The 24,120-nt window shown below is 53.6% G+C and carries 22 protein-coding genes and 2 tRNA genes; 19 read left to right on the top strand and 5 right to left on the bottom strand.

Translation table 11 applies throughout. The features are described from left to right. The first annotated feature begins 159 nt into the window (after positions 1-159). The 4 genes from rplU (at position 160) to cgtA (ending at position 3,001) form a co-directional block, all read left to right on the top strand. Complete coding sequence (rplU, locus tag F0320_RS19095) at positions 160-471, top strand: 50S ribosomal protein L21 (RefSeq protein ID WP_003025032.1); 312 nt, start codon at positions 160-162, stop codon at positions 469-471. A 19-nt stretch (positions 472-490) separates the two neighbouring features. Further along, a complete protein-coding gene (gene rpmA / locus F0320_RS19090; protein WP_004385076.1) occupies positions 491-748 on the top strand; it encodes a 50S ribosomal protein L27 in 258 nt (85 codons plus the stop codon). Between the two features lie 96 nt (positions 749-844). Continuing rightward, positions 845-1,810: a DMT family transporter gene (locus tag F0320_RS19085; RefSeq protein ID WP_126329193.1), complete on the top strand. Its 966-nt coding sequence runs from the start codon at positions 845-847 to the stop codon at positions 1,808-1,810. 15 nt (positions 1,811-1,825) lie between these two features. Beyond that, a complete protein-coding gene (cgtA, locus tag F0320_RS19080) occupies positions 1,826-3,001 on the top strand; it encodes an Obg family GTPase CgtA (RefSeq protein ID WP_045403536.1) in 1,176 nt (391 codons plus the stop codon). Positions 3,002-3,035: 34 nt separating this feature from the next. Here cgtA and pmrB read toward each other — a convergent pair whose 3' ends face one another. Genes pmrB through dacB form a run of 3 tightly spaced genes read right to left on the bottom strand, consistent with a single transcriptional unit; the run spans position 3,036 to position 6,174 of the window. Then, complete coding sequence (gene pmrB / locus F0320_RS19075) at positions 3,036-4,079, bottom strand: two-component system sensor histidine kinase PmrB (protein ID WP_126329194.1); 1,044 nt, start codon at positions 4,077-4,079, stop codon at positions 3,036-3,038. After that, positions 4,076-4,738, bottom strand: a complete 663-nt coding sequence (pmrA, locus tag F0320_RS19070) for a two-component system response regulator PmrA (protein WP_126329195.1) — start codon at positions 4,736-4,738, stop codon at positions 4,076-4,078. Before pmrA ends, pmrB begins: the two co-directional genes overlap by 4 nt. 2 nt (positions 4,739-4,740) lie before the next feature. Then, entirely contained in the window at positions 4,741-6,174 is a 1,434-nt protein-coding gene (dacB, locus tag F0320_RS19065; RefSeq protein ID WP_126329196.1) for a serine-type D-Ala-D-Ala carboxypeptidase, read from the bottom strand. Positions 6,175-6,402: 228 nt separating this feature from the next. Between dacB and greA the strand changes: the two genes are divergently transcribed. After that, complete coding sequence (gene greA, locus F0320_RS19060; RefSeq protein WP_014171793.1) at positions 6,403-6,879, top strand: transcription elongation factor GreA; 477 nt, start codon at positions 6,403-6,405, stop codon at positions 6,877-6,879. Positions 6,880-7,030: 151 nt separating this feature from the next. Here the strand turns inward: greA and yhbY are convergent, their stop codons facing one another. Beyond that, the gene (gene yhbY / locus F0320_RS19055) at positions 7,031-7,324 is read right to left on the bottom strand and encodes a ribosome assembly RNA-binding protein YhbY (protein WP_003861814.1); all 294 of its coding nucleotides are present in this window, start codon (positions 7,322-7,324) and stop codon (positions 7,031-7,033) included. 127 nt (positions 7,325-7,451) lie between these two features. Here yhbY and rlmE point away from each other — a divergent pair, with 127 nt between their 5' ends. The 6 genes from rlmE to F0320_RS19025 all read left to right on the top strand — a co-directional run bounded on the left by rlmE (position 7,452) and on the right by F0320_RS19025 (position 13,044). Further along, positions 7,452-8,078 (top strand): 23S rRNA (uridine(2552)-2'-O)-methyltransferase RlmE, encoded by a 627-nt coding sequence (gene rlmE / locus F0320_RS19050; protein WP_003861812.1) that lies wholly within the window; start codon positions 7,452-7,454, stop codon positions 8,076-8,078. Positions 8,079-8,180: 102 nt separating this feature from the next. Continuing rightward, positions 8,181-10,115, top strand: coding sequence for an ATP-dependent zinc metalloprotease FtsH (gene ftsH / locus F0320_RS19045; protein WP_010436002.1), 1,935 nt, complete (start codon positions 8,181-8,183; stop codon positions 10,113-10,115). Positions 10,116-10,213: 98 nt separating this feature from the next. Beyond that, positions 10,214-11,062, top strand: a complete 849-nt coding sequence (gene folP, locus F0320_RS19040; RefSeq protein ID WP_149323920.1) for a dihydropteroate synthase — start codon at positions 10,214-10,216, stop codon at positions 11,060-11,062. Next, a complete protein-coding gene (gene glmM, locus F0320_RS19035) occupies positions 11,055-12,392 on the top strand; it encodes a phosphoglucosamine mutase (protein WP_126329198.1) in 1,338 nt (445 codons plus the stop codon). Before folP ends, glmM begins: the two co-directional genes overlap by 8 nt. Positions 12,393-12,615: 223 nt before the next feature. Next, positions 12,616-12,948 carry a preprotein translocase subunit SecG gene (gene secG / locus F0320_RS19030; protein WP_023309338.1) on the top strand — a complete coding sequence of 111 codons (333 nt, stop codon included), beginning with the start codon at positions 12,616-12,618 and terminating at the stop codon, positions 12,946-12,948. Between the two features lie 9 nt (positions 12,949-12,957). Next, positions 12,958-13,044: transfer RNA gene (locus tag F0320_RS19025), tRNA-Leu, on the top strand. A gap of 153 nt (positions 13,045-13,197) precedes the next feature. Here the strand turns inward: F0320_RS19025 and argG are convergent. Continuing rightward, entirely contained in the window at positions 13,198-14,544 is a 1,347-nt protein-coding gene (gene argG, locus F0320_RS19020; protein WP_126329199.1) for an argininosuccinate synthase, read from the bottom strand. Positions 14,545-14,831: 287 nt separating this feature from the next. On the opposite strand from argG, the gene F0320_RS19015 reads away from it, so the two are divergent. The 8 genes from F0320_RS19015 (at position 14,832) to pnp (ending at position 24,060) form a co-directional block, all read left to right on the top strand. After that, positions 14,832-14,908, top strand: a tRNA-Met gene (locus tag F0320_RS19015). A 207-nt stretch (positions 14,909-15,115) separates the two neighbouring features. Then, entirely contained in the window at positions 15,116-15,568 is a 453-nt protein-coding gene (rimP, locus tag F0320_RS19010) for a ribosome maturation factor RimP (protein ID WP_014833432.1), read from the top strand. 28 nt (positions 15,569-15,596) lie between these two features. Continuing rightward, the gene (nusA, locus tag F0320_RS19005) at positions 15,597-17,099 is read left to right on the top strand and encodes a transcription termination factor NusA (protein ID WP_029739628.1); all 1,503 of its coding nucleotides are present in this window, start codon (positions 15,597-15,599) and stop codon (positions 17,097-17,099) included. Positions 17,100-17,123: 24 nt separating this feature from the next. Then, positions 17,124-19,811, top strand: a complete 2,688-nt coding sequence (gene infB, locus F0320_RS19000; RefSeq protein ID WP_047650922.1) for a translation initiation factor IF-2 — start codon at positions 17,124-17,126, stop codon at positions 19,809-19,811. Between the two features lie 89 nt (positions 19,812-19,900). Continuing rightward, a complete protein-coding gene (gene rbfA, locus F0320_RS18995; RefSeq protein WP_003024988.1) occupies positions 19,901-20,305 on the top strand; it encodes a 30S ribosome-binding factor RbfA in 405 nt (134 codons plus the stop codon). After that, the gene (gene truB / locus F0320_RS18990; RefSeq protein ID WP_126329200.1) at positions 20,305-21,255 is read left to right on the top strand and encodes a tRNA pseudouridine(55) synthase TruB; all 951 of its coding nucleotides are present in this window, start codon (positions 20,305-20,307) and stop codon (positions 21,253-21,255) included. Before rbfA ends, truB begins: the two co-directional genes overlap by 1 nt. 154 nt (positions 21,256-21,409) lie before the next feature. After that, positions 21,410-21,679, top strand: coding sequence for a 30S ribosomal protein S15 (gene rpsO, locus F0320_RS18985; RefSeq protein WP_003861789.1), 270 nt, complete (start codon positions 21,410-21,412; stop codon positions 21,677-21,679). 242 nt (positions 21,680-21,921) lie between these two features. Next, complete coding sequence (gene pnp / locus F0320_RS18980; RefSeq protein WP_024906369.1) at positions 21,922-24,060, top strand: polyribonucleotide nucleotidyltransferase; 2,139 nt, start codon at positions 21,922-21,924, stop codon at positions 24,058-24,060. Positions 24,061-24,120 lie beyond the last annotated feature (60 nt).

Genomic DNA, 24,120 nt, shown 5'->3' with positions numbered 1-24,120 from the left:
GCTCAGATAAACGTTACCGTACGTGTTGTGTTTTTTTTCTTCATGTATTGACGGTAGCACTTGTCAAAGGCTCGCGTTTTGCGTAATATTCGCGCCCTATTGTGAATATTTATAGCGCACTCTGATTCATACGAGGACGTGCGCGGAAGCGGAGTTTATATGTACGCGGTTTTCCAAAGTGGTGGTAAACAACACCGAGTAAGCGAAGGTCAGACCGTTCGCCTGGAAAAGCTGGACATCGCAACTGGCGAATCTGTTGAGTTCGCAGAAGTTCTGATGATCGCAAACGGTGAAGAAGTCAAAATCGGCGTTCCTTTCGTTGATGGCGGCGTTATCAAAGCTGAAGTTGTTGCACACGGTCGTGGCGAAAAAGTTAAAATTGTTAAGTTTCGTCGTCGTAAGCACTACCGTAAGCAGCAGGGCCACCGTCAGTGGTTCACTGATGTGAAAATTACTGGCATCAGCGCCTAAGACCTGAGGAGAGATTTAAATGGCACATAAAAAGGCTGGCGGCTCCACACGTAACGGTCGCGATTCAGAAGCTAAACGCCTTGGCGTTAAGCGTTTCGGTGGCGAATCCGTTCTGGCGGGTAGCATCATCGTTCGTCAACGTGGTACCAAATTCCACGCTGGCAACAACGTAGGTTGCGGTCGTGACCACACTCTGTTTGCTAAAGCAGACGGTAAAGTGAAATTTGAAGTTAAAGGCCCGAACAACCGTAAATACATCAGCATCGTTGCTGAGTAAGGTTTTCTCGGTCCGGTAACGGATTAAAGCCCCGCAACCTGTTGCGGGGCTTTTTACATTGGAAACCCGGTAATTTTTTCTGTAGGGAAAACGGGCATGAAGCAGCAGGCCGGCATTGGTATTCTTTTGGCGCTCACTACCGCAATGTGCTGGGGTGCGCTGCCAATTGCAATGAAGCAGGTACTGGAAGTGATGGAGCCGCCTACGGTGGTCTTTTATCGCTTTCTGATGGCAAGCATCGGCCTCGGGGCCATTCTGGCTATCAAAGGTAAGCTTCCACCCTTGCGGCACTTCCGCAAACCGCGCTGGCTGGTATTACTGGCTATCGCGACGGGCGGTCTGTTCGGTAACTTCATCCTGTTCAGCTCTTCCCTGCAATATCTCAGCCCCACGGCGTCGCAGGTGATAGGTCAGCTTTCACCGGTGGGCATGATGGTCGCCAGCGTCTTTATCCTCAAGGAGAAGATGCGCGGTACGCAGATTATCGGGGCGAGCATGCTGCTGTGCGGTCTGGTGATGTTCTTCAATACCAGTCTGATAGAGATTTTTACCCGCCTGACGGATTACACATGGGGTGTAATTTTCGGTGTGGGGGCGGCAACGGTCTGGGTGAGCTATGGCGTCGCGCAAAAGGTGTTATTGCGTCGTCTTGCCTCACAGCAGATCCTCTTTTTGCTGTACACTTTGTGTACAATAGCATTGCTGCCATTAGCAAAGCCGGGTGTGATTTCCCAGCTTAGCGACTGGCAACTGGCGTGCCTCATTTTTTGTGGGCTGAACACGCTGGTCGGTTATGGCGCGCTGGCCGAAGCGATGGCGCGCTGGCAGGCAGCACAGGTGAGCGCGTTAATTACGCTTACTCCGCTGTTTACGCTGTTATTTTCAGATTTGTTATCAATGGCCTGGCCCGATGTCTTCGTCAGACCGATGCTCAACCTGTTGGGTTATCTCGGTGCGTTTGTCGTGGTTGCGGGCGCGATGTATTCCGCCATTGGTCATCGTCTTTGGGGACGTTGGCGCAAAAATGAAGCGGTTGTAGTAGTCCCCCGCTCAGGCGAATGAGTTACGGAGAGTAAAATGAAGTTTGTTGATGAAGCGACGATCCTGGTCGTGGCTGGTGATGGCGGCAATGGTTGCGTAAGCTTCCGCCGTGAAAAGTATATCCCACGTGGCGGTCCTGACGGCGGTGACGGCGGAGATGGTGGTGACGTGTGGCTGGAGGCGGATGAGAACCTCAACACGCTGATCGACTACCGTTTCGAGAAATCCTTCCGCGCTGAACGTGGCCAGAACGGCCAGAGCCGTGACTGTACCGGGAAACGCGGTAAAGATGTCACTATTAAAGTTCCGGTCGGTACGCGTGTGATTGACCAGGGAACCGGTGAAACCATGGGTGACATGACCAAACACGGTCAGCGCCTGATGGTGGCTAAAGGCGGCTGGCACGGTCTGGGTAACAGCCGTTTCAAATCCTCCGTTAACCGTACTCCGCGTCAGAAAACGATGGGTACGCCGGGTGATAAGCGCGATCTGCAGCTGGAGCTGATGCTTCTTGCAGACGTGGGCATGCTGGGTATGCCAAACGCCGGTAAATCGACGTTCATTCGAGCAGTCTCTGCGGCGAAACCAAAAGTGGCAGATTATCCGTTTACCACGCTGGTACCAAGCCTGGGCGTTGTCCGTATGGATAACGAGAAGAGCTTTGTGGTTGCCGATATTCCGGGACTGATTGAAGGCGCTGCGGAAGGCGCGGGTCTGGGTATTCGCTTCCTGAAACACCTTGAGCGTTGCCGCGTGCTGCTGCACCTTATCGATATCGATCCTATCGATGGTTCCGATCCGGTTGAAAACGCCCGCATCATCATCGGTGAGCTGGAAAAATACAGCGAAAAACTGGCGAATAAACCACGCTGGCTGGTCTTCAACAAGATCGACCTGATGGACAAAGCCGAAGCGGAAGCGAAAGCCAAAGCGATTGCTGAAGCGATGGGCTGGGAAGATAAATACTACCTGATCTCTGCGGCAAGCCAGGTTGGCGTGAAAGATCTGTGCTGGGATGTGATGACCTTCATCATCGAGAACCCAATCGTGCAGGCGGAAGAAGCGAAACAGCCTGAAAAAGTCGAATTCATGTGGGATGACTACCACCGCCAGCAGCTCGAAGAGCTGGAAGCGGAAGACGATGATGAAGACTGGGACGATGACTGGGATGAAGACGACGAAGAAGGCGTCGAGTTCATCTACAAGCACTAATATCTGCCCGAAGCCCCCATTATGGGGGCTTTTTTTATTCCAGCGTTGCGGGTAGCCAGCAGCTGGCGATCAAACCACCTTCAGCGCCGTTCTCAAGCGTCAGCCTGCCGTGGTGGAGCTGCACGATGCGCTGCACGATACTCAGCCCCAGACCGCTGCCACCGTAGCGCTGGTCAAGACGGCGGAATGGCTCGGTAATTGACTGACGGTGCGCGTCATCAATACCGGGCCCCTGATCGATCACGCTGATCTGCGTCCCCCCGTCGACCCCGGTTAATGTCACTGTGATCGTTGTCCCTGCCGGGCTGTAGCGCCCGGCATTCTCCAGCAGGTTGCGCAGCATCAGACGCAGGAGCACGGCGTCTCCCTGAACCGTGAGCGCGCTTTTAGCGGGCCAAATCACCGTATGTTCTTTGGCTTCATGGCCCAGGCCGAGAGGTTCAATGATATTTTCCGTCCAGCTCACGGTTTCGTAGCGTCCGCTGGCCATTGCCTGTCCGGCACGGGCCAGCATCAGCAGCTGCTCAACGGTATGCATGAGCTGATCGATACGGCTAATTAACGTCGCGGCCTGTGGTGCGCCTGACTGCGCCATGAGCTCCAGATGGAGGCGGATACCGGCAAGGGGCGTTCGGAGCTCGTGTGCGGCGTCAGCGGTGAAGAGACGCTCCTGCTGAATGGTATTGTCCAGCCGTGCGAGCAGCTGGTTCAGGGAGGTTGTCACCGCGCCTATTTCTTCCATGTCGGAATACATGGGAAGCGGTGTTAAGTTATCCGCCGAACGGTTAGCAAGGCTGTCACGCAGTTTATTCAGCGGTCGGGTTATCCAGCTGACTGCCCAGAAAGAGAAAAACAGCGTAAAGCCTACCATCACCAGAGAAGGGACGAGAAGGGAAGCAATCGCTTCGCGGATCTCTTTCTCGACATGGTTATTGCGGGATTTTGCCGACAGCGTTTCATTCACCAGAAAACCAATCTGCTCACGGCTTTCATGCCACAGCCAGATGACGCTTATCAGCTGGAAAAATAAGAGAATAACCGCCAGCAGCACCATCAAACGCCGACGCATGCTGTTCATTTCTGGCTCTCAAGGCGATAGCCAACGCCACGGACGGTTTTGATTCTGTCCTTGCCGAGCTTGCGACGCAGGTTGTGAATATGGACCTCAAGGGTATTTGACCCAGGATCGTCCTGCCAGGAGTAGATATCCTGCTGGAGCGTCTCTCTGTGCACCGTTTGTCCGCTGCGCATGATCAGACGCGTAAGCAAGGCGAACTCTTTTGGCGTCACCTCTACCGCCTGGTCCCGGCGCAATACCTGCTGGGTTTGCAGATTCAGCGTAATATCGCCGTCGGTCAGTAAGTTATCACTATGGCCCTGATAGCGGCGAATCAACGCTCGTACCCGGGCCTGCAGCTCCGCGAGCGCAAAAGGCTTCACCAGGTAATCGTCTGCGCCTGCATCGAGGCCGGTGATACGGTCTTCAATGGCATCACGTGCCGTCAGGATCAACACCGGGTTGGCGATACCGCGGCGTCGCCACTGGCTGAGCAGCGTGGCGCCGTCTTTATCAGGCAAGCCCAAATCGAGGATCACCAGACTGTATTCGCCGCTCTGGATCAGGGCGTCCGCCTCCGCGGCGGTGCAGGCACAGTCGAGGGCATACCCTTCATTGGCCAGCCCCAGCGCCAGCCCTTCCTGCAATAACTGATCGTCTTCAACTATGAGTAGTTTCATCGCTAGTTATTCTGGTAGATGTCCTTATAAAGCCTGCTTTCGAAGCGAACCAGAGGAATACGACGATTGCGCTGGTCGATCGGTTCGACGGCATAGCCGGAAAGATACTGCACGAATGCCATGCGTTGTCCGCTGGCGGTAGTGATGAAGCCTGCAAGGTTATAAACCCCCTGCAGTGAGCCTGTCTTAGCGGATACTTTGCCATCCACGCCGGCAGCGTGAAGCCCGGCGCGATACTGCAGCGAACCGTCATGCCCGGCCAGCGGCAGCATTGAAATAAAGTTTAGCTCAGTGTCATGCTGTGCAATGTACTGAAGCACCTGCATCATCGTGGCCGGCGAGATCAAATTATGACGCGATAATCCGGAGCCATCGACGGCGATGGTATTACCCAGCTCGATCCCGGCCTGCTGGCGCAGGATCTGACGAACCGCGTCTGAACCCGCGCGCCAGGTTCCCGGCACGCCGAAACGCGCGTGGCCAATCATGCGGAACACGGTGTCGGCAATCATGTTGTCCGACTTTTTCAGCATGATTCGCAGTAAATCGTGCAGCGGCGGAGACTGTTTGCTGGCGATGACCGTGCCGGGCTGGTTAACCTGCGTCTGGCGAAGCAGCGTGCCGGTGTATGTTATGCCCGCTTGTTTCAGCTCATCTTTCAGAATGGCACCCGCATAGCTTGCACCATCCTGTATCGCAAAGGCCAGCGGCAGCGGATCGGCGCGCTGCGTCAGGCAGCCGGTAAGCGTGAAGCGGTTAAGATCGCCTGGCACGACGTCAAGCTCACAATATTGCGCATCCGGGGAGCCTTTCGCCAGCGTGCGAACCTGGCTGAACATGGTGACCGGGTAGTAGGACGCTATGCGGATAAACGCTAAATCATCTGGCTTCGGCGCGCTGTAAAGCGAAACCGAGAAGCAGTTACGGTCAACAATCGCGGCGGCGGGCGGGGCGCTAAAACATTGGGTCATGTCGTTCCACGGCCAGCCTGGGGCTTTATCGTGGCTGGCAAAAATGGACGTGTCGATCAGCACATTGCCATCAATTTTCTGCACGCCAGATTTTTTCAGTACCGCAACCATATTGCGGATATCCTGGCGCTTAAAGGTCGGATCGCCGCCAAAACGGGCGATAAGATCGCCTTTCAGTTCGCCACCCTCGACGTTACCTTTGGTCTCGAGTGTGGTCGTAAAACGGAAGTCAGGACCGAGCTGGAGCAGGGCGGCGAGGGCAGTGATCACCTTTTGGGTACTGGCAGGCAGCGCCATCTGTTGACTGTGATAGTCAATCTCGGGAGCCTGTGCGCCAACCTTCTGCACCATCAGGGCAAGGTTCGCACCTGCGGGGAGCTGATTAATGTACTCATCAACATTCGCGGCCTGGGCGGTGAACGTTATACTGGTAGTCAATCCGATGATAAATCTGGAAAATCGCATAATCTCGCGCTAACAACCCGAAAACAAACCGTCATACTACGGTGCATGGCACTGCAAAGTAAACGATGACCCATAGTGAACTTCGCGGTAAAATGCATATCAAATTGAAAAATTGCTGCTGACCTGGGGCATTGCTCCCGGGTCGGTTTTCTTTTTGCTTCTTGCCCGCTTAGGTGGGCAGGAGCAGGGAACACTGCTCCCAACAGGAATGTTTAAGAGGTATAACAAATGCAAGCTATTCCGATGACCTTACGTGGTGCCGAAAAACTGCGCGAAGAGCTGGATTTCCTGAAATCCGTGCGTCGCCCTGAAATCATCGCCGCTATCGCGGATGCGCGCGAGCATGGCGACCTGAAAGAGAACGCTGAATACCACGCCGCGCGTGAGCAGCAGGGTTTCTGTGAAGGGCGTATTAAAGATATCGAGGCAAAACTGTCCAATGCACAGGTTATCGATATCACCAAAATGCCTAACAACGGGCGTGTGATCTTTGGTTCTACCGTTACCGTCCTGAACCTGGACAACGACGAAGAGCAGACCTATCGCATCGTGGGTGATGATGAAGCAGACTTCAAACAGAACCTGATTTCAGTGAACTCCCCGATTGCTCGCGGCCTGATTGGCAAAGAGCAGGACGATGTTGTCACCATTCGCACCCCTGGCGGTGAAGTGGAATACGAAATTATTAAGGTTGAATACCTGTAATTCGCTTCTCTACTAAGATGTTGATACATTGTAAAGAAAAGAAAAAGGCCGCATAGCGGCCTTTTATCAACTCAAGGAGCATGGCATTTTGCTCGCCTGCTGACAGAAATCCCTCGTTTCACACAGAAAATGTGTTTAATTCAGGATATCCTTAGCGTGGCAGCGAGATTTTACGCTCTTTAGATGGGCGGTAGAGCACCAGCGTTTTACCGATGACCTGTACATTACAGGCGCCGGTTTCGCGCACGATGGCTTCCACGATCAGGTTTTTAGTGTCTCTGTCTTCAGAGGCGATTTTCACCTTGATCAGCTCGTGGTGTTCCAGCGCTTGTTCAATCTCGGCAAGCACCCCTTCGGTCAAACCATTGTTGCCAAGCATCACTACAGGCTTGAGCGGATGTGCCAGACCTTTAAGGTGCTGTTTTTGTTTAGTACTCAGATTCATCGTATATTTTTGCTTACGTTGGGATTGAAAACGGTTCATTCTACCGCCATCTCCCTTATATCGCCAAATAGCTGCGTAGAAATTTACGTCACAGGCAGGTAACGATGAACCAGGACGGAAATGTTAAATGACAGGTAAAAAGCGTTCTGCCAGCTCCAGCCGCTGGCTTCAGGAACACTTTAGCGATAAATATGTTCAACAGGCACAGAAAAAGGGGTTGCGTTCCCGTGCCTGGTTTAAACTTGATGAAATACAGCAAAGTGACAAACTTTTTAAGCCGGGGATGACGGTTGTTGACCTCGGTGCGGCACCTGGCGGATGGTCCCAGTATGCGGTAACGCAGATCGGCGGAACGGGCCGAATCATCGCGTGCGATCTTTTACCAATGGATCCCATCGTCGGTGTCGACTTCCTTCAGGGCGACTTTCGTGATGAATTAGTGCTGAAAGCGTTACTTGATCGTGTAGGTGACAGTAAGGTCCAGGTTGTCATGTCAGATATGGCACCAAATATGTGCGGAACACCGGCGGTGGATATCCCCCGCGCCATGTATCTGGTGGAGCTAGCGTTAGAAATGTGTCGTGATGTACTAGCGCCTGGTGGTAGTTTTGTTGTGAAGGTGTTTCAGGGCGAAGGTTTCGAGGAGTATCTTAAGGAAATTCGCTCCCTGTTTGCGAAGGTTAAAGTTCGTAAGCCGGACTCTTCCCGGGCCCGTTCCCGAGAAGTGTATATTGTAGCGACCGGGCGAAAATGATAACCGGTAGATTTCAGGCGAAAGTTTGAATGAAACTGGATATAGAGTATCCTGACGCTGTTTTTAACACAGTTGTAATATGAGGTTAATCCCTTGAGTGACATGGCGAAAAACCTAATACTCTGGCTGGTCATTGCCGTTGTGCTGATGTCAGTATTCCAGAGCTTTGGGCCCAGCGAGTCGAATGGCCGCAAGGTGGATTATTCTACCTTCTTGCAGGAGGTCAATCAGGACCAGGTTCGCGAAGCGCGTATCAACGGACGTGAGATCAACGTTACCAAGAAAGATAGTAACCGTTACACGACTTACATCCCGGTGAACGATCCTAAGCTGCTTGATAACCTTCTGACCAAAAACGTCAAGGTAGTTGGCGAGCCGCCAGAAGAACCAAGCCTGCTGGCTTCTATCTTCATTTCCTGGTTCCCGATGCTGCTTCTTATTGGCGTCTGGATCTTCTTTATGCGCCAGATGCAGGGCGGCGGTGGCAAAGGTGCCATGTCGTTCGGTAAGAGCAAGGCGCGTATGCTGACGGAAGACCAGATCAAGACCACCTTCGCTGACGTCGCCGGTTGTGACGAAGCGAAAGAAGAGGTAGGTGAACTGGTTGAATACCTGCGTGAACCGAGCCGTTTCCAGAAATTGGGCGGTAAGATCCCGAAAGGCGTGCTGATGGTTGGCCCTCCGGGTACCGGTAAAACCCTGCTGGCGAAAGCCATTGCGGGTGAAGCGAAGGTGCCGTTCTTTACTATTTCAGGTTCTGACTTCGTTGAAATGTTCGTGGGTGTCGGTGCATCTCGTGTGCGTGACATGTTTGAGCAGGCCAAGAAGGCAGCACCGTGCATTATCTTCATCGATGAAATCGACGCCGTAGGCCGCCAGCGTGGCGCAGGTCTGGGCGGTGGTCACGATGAACGTGAACAGACGCTGAACCAGATGCTGGTTGAGATGGACGGCTTCGAAGGTAACGAAGGTATCATCGTTATCGCGGCGACTAACCGTCCGGACGTACTTGACCCAGCGCTGCTGCGTCCAGGCCGTTTCGACCGTCAGGTTGTTGTGGGTCTGCCGGACGTTCGCGGTCGTGAACAGATTCTGAAAGTTCACATGCGTCGCGTACCGCTGGCGCCAGATATCGATGCGGCAATCATTGCGCGCGGTACTCCTGGCTTCTCCGGTGCGGACCTGGCGAACCTGGTCAACGAAGCTGCTCTGTTTGCCGCTCGCGGTAACAAGCGCGTCGTATCTATGGTGGAGTTTGAGAAAGCGAAAGACAAAATCATGATGGGTGCGGAACGTCGCTCCATGGTGATGACGGAAGCGCAGAAAGAGTCCACGGCATACCACGAAGCGGGTCACGCGATTATCGGTCGCCTCGTGCCGGAACACGATCCGGTGCATAAAGTGACGATTATTCCGCGCGGTCGTGCGCTGGGTGTGACTTTCTTCCTGCCTGAAGGCGATGCGATCAGCGCCAGCCGTCAGAAGCTGGAAAGCCAGATTTCGACCCTGTACGGTGGTCGTCTGGCAGAAGAGATTATCTACGGTGTGGAACATGTTTCTACCGGTGCGTCCAACGACATTAAAGTTGCGACAAACCTGGCGCGTAACATGGTGACGCAGTGGGGCTTCTCCGACAAACTCGGTCCGCTGCTGTATGCAGAGGAAGAGGGTGAAGTATTCCTGGGCCGTTCTGTGGCTAAAGCGAAACATATGTCCGATGAGACGGCTCGTATCATCGACCAGGAAGTAAAATCTCTGGTAGAGCGTAACTACGCACGTGCACGCCAGATCCTGAACGACAATATGGACATCCTGCATTCGATGAAAGATGCGCTCATGAAATATGAGACCATCGATGCACCACAGATTGACGACCTGATGGCGCGCCGCGAAGTGCGTCCGCCAGCAGGCTGGGAAGACCCAGGCGCTTCCAATAATTCTGACAACAATGGCACCCCGCGTGCGCCGCGTCCGGTTGATGAACCGCGTACGCCAAATCCGGGCAACACCATGTCAGAACAGTTGGGCGATAAGTAAGCCACTGCTGTTGAAGCGTTTGTCTGTACCTCAAACCCTGGAGCTTGCTCCGGGGTTTTTCATTTCTGTTTAACGATATAGATACCAGGGATTTCGCCATGAAATTATTCGCTCAGGACTCGCATCTCGATCTTTCACATCCCCATGTGATGGGGATCCTGAATGTTACCCCTGACTCTTTCTCTGACGGCGGCACGCATAACACGCTTATCGAGGCGGTTAAGCACGCGAATTTAATGATTAATGCGGGTGCCACCATTATTGACGTGGGCGGCGAATCGACGCGTCCTGGTGCGGCGGACGTGTCTGTGGAAGAAGAGCTGGCGCGCGTGGTGCCGGTGGTTGAAGCTATCACGCAGCGGTTTGAAGTGTGGATCTCCGTTGATACCTCTAAACCCGAAGTGATTCGTGAAGTGGTGAGAGTGGGCGCTCACATTATCAATGATATTCGCTCGCTCACTGAGCCTGGCGCCCTTGAAGCCGCGGCAGAGACGGGATTACCGGTATGCCTGATGCACATGCAGGGTCAACCAAAAACCATGCAGGAAGCACCGAGGTATGACGATGTCTTTGCCGACGTAAATCGCTTCTTTATTGAGCATATTGCACGCTGTGAACGTGCAGGTATCCCAAAAGAGAAATTGCTGCTCGACCCGGGGTTCGGTTTCGGTAAAAATCTCTCCCACAATTATGCGTTGCTTGCGCGCCTGTCGGAATTCCATCATTTTGGCCTGCCGTTACTGGTGGGGATGTCGAGAAAGTCGATGATTGGGCAGTTGCTGAACGTGGGGCCGAGCGAACGCCTGAGCGGCAGCCTGGCCTGCGCGGTGATTGCGGCGATGCAGGGCGCGCACATTATTCGTGTCCATGACGTCAAAGAAACAGTAGAAGCCATGCGTGTGGTGGAAGCCACACTGGCAGCGAAGGAAAACAAACGCTATGAGTAGTCGTAAATATTTTGGTACCGACGGTATCCGTGGGCGCGTAGGCGATGCTCCCATCACCCCTGATTTTGTCCTGAAGCTCGGCTGGGCTGCTGGCAAAGTGCTTGCGCGTCATGGCTCACGTAAAATTATCATCGGTAAAGACACCCGTATTTCCGGCTATATGCTGGAGTCCGCGCTGGAAGCGGGTCTGGCGGCTGCTGGACTGTCCGCGTCCTTTACGGGCCCGATGCCGACACCTGCAGTCGCGTATCTGACGCGCACCTTCCGTGCGGAAGCGGGTATTGTCATTTCAGCTTCTCACAACCCGTTCTACGACAACGGCATTAAATTCTTCTCCATTGACGGCACCAAGCTCCCGGATGACGTGGAAGAAGCCATTGAAGCCGAAATGGAAAAAGAGATCACCTGCGTTGATTCCGCAGAGCTGGGTAAAGCGAACCGTATCGTTGATGCAGCGGGCCGTTATATCGAATTCTGTAAAGGTACCTTCCCGAATGAGCTGAGCCTGGCTCACCTCAAAATTGTGGTGGACTGTGCAAACGGCGCGACCTATCACATCGCCCCGAATGTCTTCCGCGAACTGGGTGCGAAAGTCATCACTATTGGCTGCGAGCCGGATGGTCTGAACATTAACGAGCAGGTGGGGGCAACTGACGTTCGTGCCCTGCAGGCGCGTGTTCTGGCAGAGAAAGCCGACCTGGGTATTGCGCTGGACGGCGACGGTGACCGCGTGATCATGGTCGACCACGAAGGTAACAAGGTCGACGGCGATCAAATCCTCTACATCATCGCGCGTGAAGGACTGCGTCAGGGCCAGCTGCGCGGCGGTGCGGTGGGCACGCTGATGAGTAACATGGGCCTGGAACTGGCGCTGAAACAGCTCGGTATTCCGTTTGTCCGCGCGAAAGTGGGTGACCGCTATGTGCTGGAAAAACTGCAGGAGAAGGGCTGGCGCATCGGCGCAGAAAACTCGGGTCACGTGATCCTGCTTGATAAAACCACCACCGGTGACGGTATCGTGGCCGCGCTGCAGGTGGTTGCCGCAATGGCGCGCAACCATATGAGCCTGCACGATCTGTGCAGCGGCATGAAAATGTTCCCACAGATTCTGGTCAACGTACGTTTCACTGCCGGCAAAGGCGATCCGCTGGAAAACGAGAACGTCAAAGCGGTGATGGCTGACGTTGAAGCGGCCCTGGGCAATCGTGGACGCGTGCTGCTGCGTAAGTCCGGTACCGAACCGCTGATCCGCGTGATGGTGGAAGGTGAAGACGAAGCGCAGGTCACCGAATTTGCGCACCGTATTGCGGATGCTGTTAAAGCTGCATAATTGTGCACGCTAAATGTATAAAAAGGCGGCTTTTGTCGCCTTTGTTTTAAGCAATTAATGGCTTTTTGCTGTTTTTTTCCGCAGTTGATACAATGCGTCAAAAATGCCCTTGCGAAGGTCATTCGCTTTGGTTAGTATTCACACCCGCTTCAGTGGGAAACAAAAATCCTGCTAATTGGTCGAAGCATTGGTATGCGGCAAATCCGCAAGGAACAGGTTGATTATGTACGAAGCTCTTTTAGTTGTTTTCCTTATTGTAGCCATCGCTCTCGTAGCGCTGATTATGCTGCAGCAAGGTAAAGGCGCTGATATGGGAGCCTCCTTCGGAGCAGGCGCTTCCGGTACGCTGTTCGGTTCAAGTGGTTCTGCGAACTTCATGACCCGTACGACGGCGATTCTGGCTACGCTGTTCTTCATCATCAGTCTGGTGCTTGGCAATATCAACAGCAACAAGACCAGCAAAGGAAGCGAGTGGGAAAATCTGAGCGCGCCAGCGAAAACTGAGCAGACTCAGCCAGCTGCACCGGCTAAGCCGACCAGCGATATCCCGCACTAAGTATTCTGTACCGAGGTGGTGGAATTGGTAGACACGCTACCTTGAGGTGGTAGTGCCCTAACGGGCTTGTGGGTTCGAGTCCCATCCTCGGTACCAATATTCCAGAAGAAAGACGTCGAAAGGCGTCTTTTTTTTCGTTTGTAGATTGTGTGTGGCGGGCAAAGTGGTGGACGGCGTTGTGCTTATCGGCCCGACAAAAGCCCACAAAAAAGGCGTCCATCGGACGCCTTTTGCATTTTATACTCGCGGTTACTTCTTATCGCTGTATTCCAGGTTTTCAACCTGCGGCAGGCCGTTACCTGAATTGGCTGACAGCAAACCGTTCTCAACATAGTTGAACAGCTTCTCACGGGTATCGGTGATGTCCAGATTACGCATGGTCAGCTGACCAATACGATCGTCCGGTGAGAACACGGATTCACCTTTCTCCATGGTCAGACGCTCTGCTTTATAGGTCAGGTTGTCAGACACGGTGTTCAGGATGGAGTAGTCGTTACCGCGACGCAGTTCCAGCGTTACTTCACCGGTGATCGCGCTTGCCACCCAACGCTGCAGCGCATCGCGCAGCATCAGCGCCTGTGGATCGAACCAGCGGCCCTGATACAGCAGTTTACCCAGCTGACGACCATGAGAGTGATACTGCTCAATGGTGTCTTCGTTGTGAATGCCGGTCAGCAGACGCTCGTAAGCGATGTGCAGCAGCGCCATTCCCGGGGCTTCATAGATGCCGCGGCTTTTCGCTTCGATGATACGGTTTTCAATCTGATCGCTCATACCCAGACCGTGACGACCGCCAATACGATTTGCTTCCAGCATCAGCTCAACATCATCAGAGAAGGTTTTACCGTTCAGCGCAACCGGATGGCCGCGTTCGAAACGTACGGTCACTTCTTCAGCCTGGATTTTGACGTTCTCGTCCCAGAACTTCACGCCCATGATCGGGTTAACGATCTTCACGCTGGAGTTCAGGAATTCCAGGTCTTTCGCTTCGTGCGTCGCACCCAGCATGTTGGAGTCGGTGGAGTAGGCTTTCTCGACTGACATCTTATAGTCGAAGCCGCAGGCAATCATGAATTCGGACATTTCATGACGGCCACCCAGCTCGTCGATGAAGTCGGTATCCAGCCACGGTTTGTAAATCTGTAGTTCGGCGTTGGTCAGCAGGCCATAACGATAGAAACGTTCAATATCGTTACCTTTATAGGTGCTACCGTCACCCCATATGTTAACGCCGTCTTCTTTCATCGCCGCAACCAGCATGGTGCCGGTGACCGCACGGCCCAGCGGGGTGGTGTTGAAATAGGTCAGGCCACCGGTGGTGTTATGGAACGCACCGCACTGAATAGCCGCGATACCTTCAGCGACCAGTTGCTTACGGCAGTCAATCAGGCGCGCGTTCTCTGCACCATACTCTTTAGCGCGACGAGGAATGGCATCGTAGTCGTCCTCATCCGGCTGGCCCAGGTTCGCAGTATAGGCGTACGGAACCGCTCCCTTCTGGCGCATCCACAGCAGTGCAGCGCTGGTATCCAGGCCGCCTGAGAAAGCGATGCCAATACGTTGTCCTACCGGAAGATGCTTGAGAATCGTCGTCATAGAATAAAACCCTGCTTGATTGACTGATTAGAGACCGCTTTCGCTCTCTTGTGCATTTTTATGCAAAATAAGTGAGTATTCATTTAATCATCTTTTGGCGAAGACCGGAAGAGAGTCGTGCGTTTTTTGTAAAAATTTTGGTCAAATCGATCTGGCGGAAGTCGCCTTGACAGGTGGGGTCAACTATCAATATACTAAACGCCGATTTTACGTCCCGTCTTCGGTACCAAATCCCAGCATTATTTGCAAATTCTGTCCAAAACGCGTAGAATTTGCCACGTTTCAGGCGCGGGGTGGAGCAGCCTGGTAGCTCGTCGGGCTCATAACCCGAAGGTCGTCGGTTCAAATCCGGCCCCCGCAACCACTTTCCCATAAAGTTCTTTTTCAAATATACTGTGAAGACTTAGAGCCTTCGTAGCTGGATTTGAAAAAATTCTTTCGGAAAGTGCTCCAGGCCACAGTTGTGGCTATAGGGTTCAGTTATCTAAAGCCCCGATTTATCGGGGTTTTTTGTTATCTGACTACAGAATAACTGGGCTTTACGCCCTTTTTTTATGTCTTGGGGGTGGGCTTGTCCACATTAGAGCAAAAATTAACAGAGATGATTACTGCACCGGTCGAAGCACTGGGCTACGAACTGGTCGGCATCGAATTCGTTCGCGGCCGTACATCGACGCTGCGCATCTATATTGATAGTGAAGATGGCATCAATGTTGATGATTGTGCTGATGTCAGCCACCAGGTGAGTGCGGTTCTTGATGTTGAAGACCCGATTACCGTTGCGTACAACCTGGAAGTTTCCTCACCTGGCCTCGATCGCCCGATGTTCACGGCCGAGCACTATGTGCGCTTTACCGGTGAAGAAGTGGCTCTCGTTCTGCGTATGGCCGTACAGAACCGCCGTAAATGGCAGGGAATTATCAAAGCCGTTGATGGTGAAATGATCACGGTGACAGTCGAAGGCAAAGATGAAGTGTTCGCGCTGAGTAATATCCAGAAGGCGAACCTGGTTCCCCACTTTTAACAGTCTGGATTGAGGTGAAAAGCCCGCGATGAACAAAGAAATTTTGGCTGTTGTTGAAGCCGTCTCCAACGAGAAATCACTGCCGCGTGAGAAGATTTTCGAAGCGCTGGAAAGTGCACTGGCTACAGCAACCAAGAAAAAATACGAACAAGAGATCGATGTTCGCGTAGAAATCGATCGTAAAAGCGGTGACTTCGATACATTCCGTCGTTGGGTAATCGTTGAAGAAGTGACCCAGCCGACCAAAGAGATCACGCTGGAAGCCGCCCGTTTTGAAGACGAAAGTCTGAACGTGGGCGAGTACGTTGAAGATCAGATTGAATCTGTCACCTTCGACCGTATCACGACCCAGACCGCTAAACAGGTTATCGTGCAGAAAGTGCGCGAAGCCGAGCGCGCGCTGGTTGTCGATCAGTTCCGCGATCAGGAAGGCGAGATCATCACCGGCGTGGTGAAGAAAGTGAACCGCGACAACATCTCCCTGGAGATCAAATCCGAAGGGTTACCGGGTAACGCTGAAGCCGTGATCCTGCGTGAAGATATGCTGCCGCGTGAAAACTTCCGCCCAGGCGACCGTATTCGCGGTGTTCTGTACGCCGTTCGCCCTGAAGCGCGTGGTGCACAGCTGTTCGTGACCCGTTCTAAACCAGAAATGCTGGTAGAACTGTTCCGTATCGAAGTGCCGGAAATCGGTGAAGAAGTTATCGAGATTAAAGCGGCGGCTCGCGATCCGGGCTCCCGTGCGAAAATTGCGGTGAAAACCAACGACAAGCGTATCGACCCGGTCGGTGCTTGCGTCGGTATGCGCGGTGCGCGCGTTCAGGCAGTTTCTACTGAGCTGGGCGGCGAACGTATTGATATCGTTCTGTGGGATGACAACCCGGCGCAGTTCGTGATCAACGCAATGGCTCCAGCTGATGTGGCGTCTATCGTTGTTGACGAAGACAAACACACCATGGATATCGCTGTTGAAGCGGGCAACCTGGCGCAGGCAATCGGCCGTAACGGTCAGAACGTACGCCTGGCGTCACAGCTGAGCGGCTGGGAACTCAACGTAATGACCGTTGATGACCTGCAGGCTAAGCATCAGGCTGAAGCCCATGCGGCGATCGATACCTTCACTAAATACCTGGATATTGACGAAGACTTCGCCACTGTTCTGGTTGAAGAAGGTTTCTCTACGCTGGAAGAACTGGCCTATGTGCCAATGAAAGAGCTGCTGGAAATTGACGGTCTGGATGAACCAACCGTTGAAGCCCTGCGTGAACGCGCTAAAAACGCACTGACCACCCTGGCACTGGCTCAGGAAGAAAGCCTTGGCGACAAAAAGCCGGCTGATGACCTGCTGAATCTGGAAGGTCTTGATCGTGCGATTGCGTTCAAGCTGGCTGCCCGTGGTGTTTGTACGCTGGAAGATCTCGCTGAGCAAGGCGTTGATGACCTGGCTGATATCGAAGGTTTAACTGACGAGAAAGCCGGCGAGCTCATCATGGCCGCACGTAATATTTGCTGGTTCGGCGACGAAGCGTAATAAACTGTAGCAGGAAGGAACAGCATGACTGATGTAACTGTAAAATCGCTGGCTGCTGAGATTCAGACCTCCGTGGACCGCCTGGTACAGCAATTTGCTGATGCAGGGATCCCGAAGTCCGCTGATGACTCGGTGACCGCGCAAGAAAAACAAACCTTGTTAACGCACCTGAACCGTGAACACGGCTCTACGCCTGACAAGTTGACGCTGCAGCGCAAAACGCGTAGCACGTTAAACATCCCTGGTACCGGTGGCAAAAGCAAATCGGTCCAAATTGAAGTCCGCAAGACGCGCACCTTTGTAAAACGTGATCCGCAAGAGGCAGAGCGCCTTGCTGCGGAAGAGCAGGCACAGCGTGAAGCGGAAGAACAAGCTCAGCGTGAGGCGGAAGCTGCCGCCAAACGTGAAGCAGAATTAAAAGCTGAACGTGAGGCCGCAGAAAAAGCGAAACGCGACGCAAGTGATAAAGTGAAGCGTGACGCTGCGGAAAAAGACAAAGTGAGCAATCAACAGACAGACGAAATGACCAAAACTGCCCAGGCTGAAAAAGCCCGCCGTGAAAATGAAGCTGCCGAGCTGAAGCGTAAAGCGGAAGAAGAAGCCCGCCGTAAGCTGGAAGAAGAAGCTCGCCGCGTCGCCGAAGAAGCGCGTCGTATGGCAGAAGAAAACGAGAAGAATGGTGTGAATACCGTTGAGCCGACTGAAGACACCAGCGACTATCACGTGACCACTTCTCAGCATGCGCGTCAGGCTGAAGATGATAACGACCGCGAAGTTGAAGGCGGTCGTGGCCGTGGTCGTAATGCAAAAGCTGCGCGTCCGGCGAAAAAAGGTAACAAGCACGCTGAATCTAAAGCTGACCGTGAAGAAGCACGCGCTGCTATTCGCGGCGGTAAAGGCGGCAAGCGTAAAGGTTCTGCTTTGCAGCAGGGCTTCCAGAAGCCAGCTCAGGCGGTTAACCGTGACGTCGTGATTGGCGAAACCATCACCGTTGGCGAACTGGCGAACAAAATGGCCGTTAAAGGCTCTCAGGTCATCAAAGCGATGATGAAGCTGGGCGCCATGGCGACCATCAACCAGGTGATCGATCAGGAAACTGCACAGCTGGTTGCGGAAGAGATGGGCCACAAAGTTATCCTGCGTCGTGAAAACGAGCTGGAAGAAGCAGTAATGAGCGACCGTGATACTGGCGCTGCGGCAGAACCACGCGCACCGGTAGTGACCATCATGGGTCACGTTGACCACGGTAAAACCTCTCTGCTTGACTACATTCGTTCTACCAAGGTTGCCTCTGGCGAAGCGGGTGGTATTACCCAGCACATCGGTGCATACCACGTAGAAACTGACAACGGTATGATCACCTTCCTGGATACCCCAGGCCACGCCGCGTTTACCTCAATGCGTGCTCGTGGTGCTCAGGCGACGGATATCGTTGTTCTGGTTGTTGCGGCGGACGACGGCGTCATGCCGCAGACCATCGAAGCTATCCAGCACGCGAAAGCAGCAGGTGTGCCGGTTGTGGTTGCAGTTAACAAGATCGATAAGCCAGAAGCGGATCCCGATCGTGTTAAAAACGAACTTTCCCAGTACGGTATTCTGCCGGAAGAGTGGGGCGGCGAAAGCCAGTTCGTACACGTGTCTGCGAAAGCGGGTACCGGTATCGACGAACTGCTGGACGCGATCCTGCTGCAGGCCGAAGTTCTGGAGCTGAAAGCCATCCGTAACGGTATGGCGAGCGGTGCGGTGATCGAATCCTTCCTGGATAAAGGACGTGGCCCGGTTGCTACCGTTCTGGTTCGTGAAGGTACACTGCATAAAGGCGATATCGTTCTGTGCGGTTTCGAATACGGTCGCGTCCGTGCGATGCGTAACGAACTGGGTCAGGAAGTTCTGGAAGCGGGTCCGTCCATTCCGGTGGAAATCCTGGGTCTGTCCGGTGTTCCGGCTGCCGGTGACGAAGTGACCGTTGTGCGTGACGAGAAGAAAGCGCGTGAAGTTGCGCTGTATCGTCAGGGCAAATTCCGTGAAGTTAAACTGGCTCGTCAGCAGAAATCTAAACTCGAGAACATGTTTGCCAACATGACCGAGGGCGAAGTTCACGAAGTGAACATCGTTCTGAAAGCTGACGTTCAGGGTTCTGTGGAAGCGATCTCCGACTCCTTGCTGAAACTGTCTACCGACGAAGTGAAAGTGAAGATCATCGGTTCTGGCGTAGGTGGTATCACCGAAACCGACGCAACCCTGGCTGCTGCCTCCAACGCTATCCTGGTTGGCTTCAACGTTCGTGCGGATGCATCTGCGCGTAAAGTAATTGAAGCCGAAAGCCTGGATCTGCGTTACTACTCCGTCATCTATAACCTGATCGACGAAGTGAAAGCAGCGATGAGCGGCATGCTGTCTCCTGAGCTGAAACAGCAGATCATCGGTCTGGCTGAAGTACGTGACGTGTTCAAATCACCGAAATTCGGTGCTATCGCGGGCTGTATGGTTACCGAAGGTAACATCAAGCGTCACAACCCAATCCGCGTACTGCGTGACAACGTGGTTATCTACGAAGGCGAGCTGGAATCCCTGCGCCGCTTCAAAGATGACGTTAACGAAGTCCGTAACGGCATGGAATGTGGTATCGGCGTGAAGAACTACAACGACGTTCGCGTTGGCGATATGATCGAAGTGTTCGAGATCATCGAAATTCAGCGTACCATCGCTTAATTACCGATTGTAAGCCGGGATCGCCTCGCGCCACCCGGCAATAATTTTAAAAGGGGCTTTTAGCCCCTTTTTTGTCTGGAGAATTTATTATGGCGAAAGAATTTGGTCGCCCTCAGCGCGTAGCGCAGGAAATGCAGAAAGAGATCGCACTCATTCTGCAACGTGAAATTAAAGACCCGCGCGTCGGCATGATGACCACCGTTTCCGGTGTCGAAATGTCCCGCGATTTGGCCTATGCAAAAGTGTTCGTCACCTTCCTGAACGATCAGGACGAAGCGGCAGTGAAAAACGGCATTAAAGCGCTGCAGGAAGCCTCTGGTTTCATCCGCTCCCTGCTTGGCAAAGCGATGCGCCTGCGTATCGTGCCTGAACTGACCTTCTTCTACGACAACTCGCTGGTCGAAGGTATGCGTATGTCCAACCTGGTGACCAGCGTGGTTAAACATGACGACGAGCGTCGTGTTAACCCGGCGGACGACAGCAAGGAGGACTAATGAGTCGTCCTCGTCGTCGCGGTCGCGACGTGCATGGTGTGCTGCTGCTGGATAAACCCCAGGGCGCTTCCAGCAACGACGTGCTGCAAAAAGTTAAGCGTATTTATAACGCCAACCGTGCGGGCCACACCGGCGCGCTCGATCCGCTGGCAACCGGCATGCTGCCGGTCTGCCTGGGAGAGGCGACAAAGTTTTCCCAGTACCTGCTCGACTCCGATAAGCGCTACCGTGTGATCGCTAAGCTGGGCCAGCGCACGGATACCTCCGACGCGGATGGTCAGGTGGTGGAAGAGCGTCCGGTGACGTTCAGCGCGGAACAGCTTGATGCTGCGCTGGAGAGCTTCCGTGGGGACACGATGCAGGTGCCGTCGATGTATTCGGCCCTGAAATATCAGGGAAAAAAACTCTACGAATATGCGCGTCAGGGCATAGAAGTCCCGCGTGAAGCCCGTCCGATAACCGTGTATGAGCTGCTGTTTATTCGCCACGAAGGTGATGAGCTGGAGCTGGAAGTGCACTGTTCGAAAGGGACGTACATTCGCACCATCATCGACGACCTCGGTGAAAAGCTGGGCTGCGGCGCGCATGTGATATACCTGCGCCGCCTGGCGGTGAGCAAGTACCCGGTGGAGCGGATGGTGACCCTGGAATATCTGCGCGAGCTGGTAGAACAGGCGGAAGCGCAGGGGATTGCGCCGGCAGATTTGCTGGATCCTTTGCTGATGCCGATGGACAGTCCGGCAGCGGACTTCCCGGTTGTTAATCTTCCTTTAACATCGTCCGTTTACTTTAAGAACGGCAACCCGGTTCGTACGGCACAAGCGCCGCTGGAAGGGCTGGTACGCGTGACCGAAGGTGACGAAGGGAAATTCATCGGTATGGGCGAAATGGATGGTGAAGGGCGCGTTGCGCCGCGTCGTCTGGTCGTCGAATATCCGGTCGACGCGTGACGGTGATAACGGCTCACCTTGCGATAAGCAGGGGAGACGAGTAGAATATCGCCGCTTAACGCCTGGCAAATTGTTTAACAATCTGCGGGGCGTACATGGGATTGCTGAATTAGAGATCGGCATCCTTACATTCTTTATACTTTGGAGTTTGAAAATGTCTCTAAGCGTTGAAGCTAAAGCTAAAATCGTTTCTGAGTTTGGTCGTGGTACTAACGACAGCGGTTCTACCGAAGTTCAGGTTGCACTGCTGACTGCACAGATTAACCACCTGCAGGGTCACTTTGCAGAGCACAAAAAAGATCACCACAGCCGTCGTGGTCTGCTGCGTATGGTTTCTCAGCGTCGTAAACTGCTCGACTACCTGAAACGTAAAGATGTTGCACGCTACACCGCGCTGATCGAGCGTCTGGGTCTGCGTCGCTAAGTCTTGCGAGTTTCAGAAAAGGGGGCCTGATGGCCCCTTTTTTCAACCAGACGGCAGCAATTCACTGGAAACTATTGTATTGTTGCTATAAATGATCTTCATTGCAGAGGTTCGCGCGGCTAATGAGAGGCTTCACCCATGGGGGTGTTGGTTGTCATTAGTCGCGAGGATGCGAAGAAGGTCGGGTCAAATCGACAGCACACCGGTGGTGTGCTGTCAAACATTTAAGAAAGGACAGAACTTTGCTGAATCCGATCGTTCGTAAATTCCAGTATGGTCAACATACCGTCACGCTGGAAACCGGCATGATGGCACGTCAGGCTACTGCTGCCGTCATGGTAAGCATGGATGACACTGCGGTATTCGTTACCGTTGTTGGCCAGAAAAAAGCTAAACCAGGTCAGGACTTCTTCCCGCTGACCGTTAACTACCAGGAGCGTACCTACGCTGCCGGTAAAATCCCGGGTGGTTTCTTCCGTCGTGAAGGCCGTCCAAGCGAAGGCGAAACCCTGATTGCGCGTCTGATTGACCGCCCGGTTCGTCCGCTGTTCCCGGAAGGCTTCGTTAACGAAGTACAGGTTATCGCGACCGTTGTTTCCGTTAACCCACAGGTTAACCCTGACATCGTTGCCATGATCGGCGCATCCGCTGCCCTGTCACTGTCTGGTATTCCATTCAATGGCCCAATCGGTGCCGCGCGCGTTGGCTACATCAACGACCAGTACGTGCTGAACCCAACCCAGGAAGAGCTGAAAGAAAGTAAGCTGGACCTGGTTGTTGCGGGTACTGAAGCGGCTGTGCTGATGGTTGAATCCGAAGCTGAACTGCTGAGCGAAGACCAGATGCTGGGCGCTGTGGTCTTTGGCCACGATCAGCAGCAGATCGTTATCCAGAACATCAACGACCTGGTGAAAGAAGCCGGTAAACCACGTTGGGACTGGCAGCCAGAAGCGGCAAACGACGCGCTGAACGCACGCGTTGCAGCCCTGGCAGAATCTCGTCTGAGCGATGCATACCGCATCACTGACAAGCAGGAGCGTTATGCTCAGGTTGACGTGATCAAGTCTGAAACTATCGCCACTCTGGTTGCTGAAGATGAAACGCTGGACGCTAACGAACTGAGCGACATTCTGCACGCTATCGAGAAAAACGTTGTTCGTAGCCGCGTTCTGGCAGGCGAGCCGCGTATCGATGGCCGCGAAAAAGACATGATCCGTGGTCTGGATGTGCGTACTGGCGTTCTGCCACGTACTCACGGTTCCGCGCTCTTCACCCGTGGCGAAACGCAGGCGCTGGTTACCGCGACTCTGGGTACTGCACGTGATGCACAGATCATCGACGAACTGATGGGCGAGCGCACTGACAGCTTCCTGTTCCACTACAACTTCCCTCCGTACTCCGTAGGCGAAACCGGTATGGTTGGCTCGCCGAAGCGTCGTGAAATTGGTCACGGTCGTCTGGCGAAGCGCGGCGTGCTGGCAGTGATGCCAGAAGCAGACAAATTCCCGTACACCGTACGTGTGGTGTCTGAAATCACCGAATCCAACGGTTCTTCTTCCATGGCTTCCGTGTGTGGTGCTTCTCTGGCGCTGATGGATGCAGGCGTACCAATCAAAGCCGCTGTGGCTGGTATCGCTATGGGTCTGGTGAAAGAAGGCGACAACTTTGTTGTTCTGTCTGACATCCTGGGCGACGAAGACCACCTGGGCGATATGGACTTCAAAGTAGCGGGTTCCCGCGAAGGTATCTCTGCGCTGCAGATGGATATCAAAATTGAAGGTATCACCAAAGAGATCATGCAGGTTGCTCTGAACCAGGCTAAAGGTGCGCGTCTGCACATCCTGGGCGTGATGGAACAGGCGATTAACGCGCCGCGTGGCGACATTTCTCAGTTCGCTCCACGTATCCACACCATCAAGATCAACCCAGACAAGATCAAAGATGTTATCGGTAAGGGCGGTTCCGTAATCCGTGCGCTGACCGAAGAGACTGGCACCACGATCGAAATCGAAGATGACGGTACTGTGAAAATCGCAGCAACCGACGGCGAGAAAGCGAAATTCGCGATCCGTCGCATCGAAGAAATCACTGCAGAGATCGAAGTGGGCCGCGTCTACGCAGGTAAAGTGACCCGTATCGTTGACTTTGGCGCGTTCGTTGCCATCGGTGGCGGTAAAGAAGGTCTGGTTCACATCTCTCAGATCGCTGATAAGCGCGTTGAGAAAGTGACCGATTACCTGCAAATGGGTCAGGAAGTACCGGTGAAAGTTCTGGAAGTTGATCGCCAGGGCCGTATCCGTCTGAGCATTAAAGAAGCAACCGAGCAGTCTCAGCCAGCTGCTGCGCCAGAAGCACAGGCAGCAGAACAGCAAGGCGAGTAAGTTGCCATTTGCCCTCCGCTTTGCGGAGGGCCTATTATCAGGCAGGACGCCTTGTTAAGC

This window comes from Enterobacter dykesii, assembly GCF_008364625.2.
Classification (GTDB): Bacteria; Pseudomonadota; Gammaproteobacteria; order Enterobacterales; family Enterobacteriaceae; genus Enterobacter; species Enterobacter dykesii.
Note: the sequence above shows the minus strand (reverse complement) of the source record. Positions and strands in the feature narration are given on the sequence as shown.

Bases quoted from the DNA above. Each gene is read 5' to 3' on its own strand.
- rplU (WP_003025032.1), top strand. From the start codon at position 160: ATGTACGCGGTTTTCCAAAGTGGTGGTAAACAACACCGAGTAAGCGAA.
- rpmA (WP_004385076.1), top strand. From the start codon at position 491: ATGGCACATAAAAAGGCTGGCGGCTCCACACGTAACGGTCGCGATTCA.
- F0320_RS19085 (WP_126329193.1), top strand. From the start codon at position 845: ATGAAGCAGCAGGCCGGCATTGGTATTCTTTTGGCGCTCACTACCGCA.
- cgtA (WP_045403536.1), top strand. From the start codon at position 1,826: ATGAAGTTTGTTGATGAAGCGACGATCCTGGTCGTGGCTGGTGATGGC.
- pmrB (WP_126329194.1), bottom strand. From the start codon at position 4,079: ATGAACAGCATGCGTCGGCGTTTGATGGTGCTGCTGGCGGTTATTCTC.
- pmrA (WP_126329195.1), bottom strand. From the start codon at position 4,738: ATGAAACTACTCATAGTTGAAGACGATCAGTTATTGCAGGAAGGGCTG.
- dacB (WP_126329196.1), bottom strand. From the start codon at position 6,174: ATGCGATTTTCCAGATTTATCATCGGATTGACTACCAGTATAACGTTC.
- greA (WP_014171793.1), top strand. From the start codon at position 6,403: ATGCAAGCTATTCCGATGACCTTACGTGGTGCCGAAAAACTGCGCGAA.
- yhbY (WP_003861814.1), bottom strand. From the start codon at position 7,324: ATGAATCTGAGTACTAAACAAAAACAGCACCTTAAAGGTCTGGCACAT.
- rlmE (WP_003861812.1), top strand. From the start codon at position 7,452: ATGACAGGTAAAAAGCGTTCTGCCAGCTCCAGCCGCTGGCTTCAGGAA.
- ftsH (WP_010436002.1), top strand. From the start codon at position 8,181: ATGGCGAAAAACCTAATACTCTGGCTGGTCATTGCCGTTGTGCTGATG.
- folP (WP_149323920.1), top strand. From the start codon at position 10,214: ATGAAATTATTCGCTCAGGACTCGCATCTCGATCTTTCACATCCCCAT.
- glmM (WP_126329198.1), top strand. From the start codon at position 11,055: ATGAGTAGTCGTAAATATTTTGGTACCGACGGTATCCGTGGGCGCGTA.
- secG (WP_023309338.1), top strand. From the start codon at position 12,616: ATGTACGAAGCTCTTTTAGTTGTTTTCCTTATTGTAGCCATCGCTCTC.
- argG (WP_126329199.1), bottom strand. From the start codon at position 14,544: ATGACGACGATTCTCAAGCATCTTCCGGTAGGACAACGTATTGGCATC.
- nusA (WP_029739628.1), top strand. From the start codon at position 15,597: ATGAACAAAGAAATTTTGGCTGTTGTTGAAGCCGTCTCCAACGAGAAA.
- infB (WP_047650922.1), top strand. From the start codon at position 17,124: ATGACTGATGTAACTGTAAAATCGCTGGCTGCTGAGATTCAGACCTCC.
- rbfA (WP_003024988.1), top strand. From the start codon at position 19,901: ATGGCGAAAGAATTTGGTCGCCCTCAGCGCGTAGCGCAGGAAATGCAG.
- truB (WP_126329200.1), top strand. From the start codon at position 20,305: ATGAGTCGTCCTCGTCGTCGCGGTCGCGACGTGCATGGTGTGCTGCTG.
- rpsO (WP_003861789.1), top strand. From the start codon at position 21,410: ATGTCTCTAAGCGTTGAAGCTAAAGCTAAAATCGTTTCTGAGTTTGGT.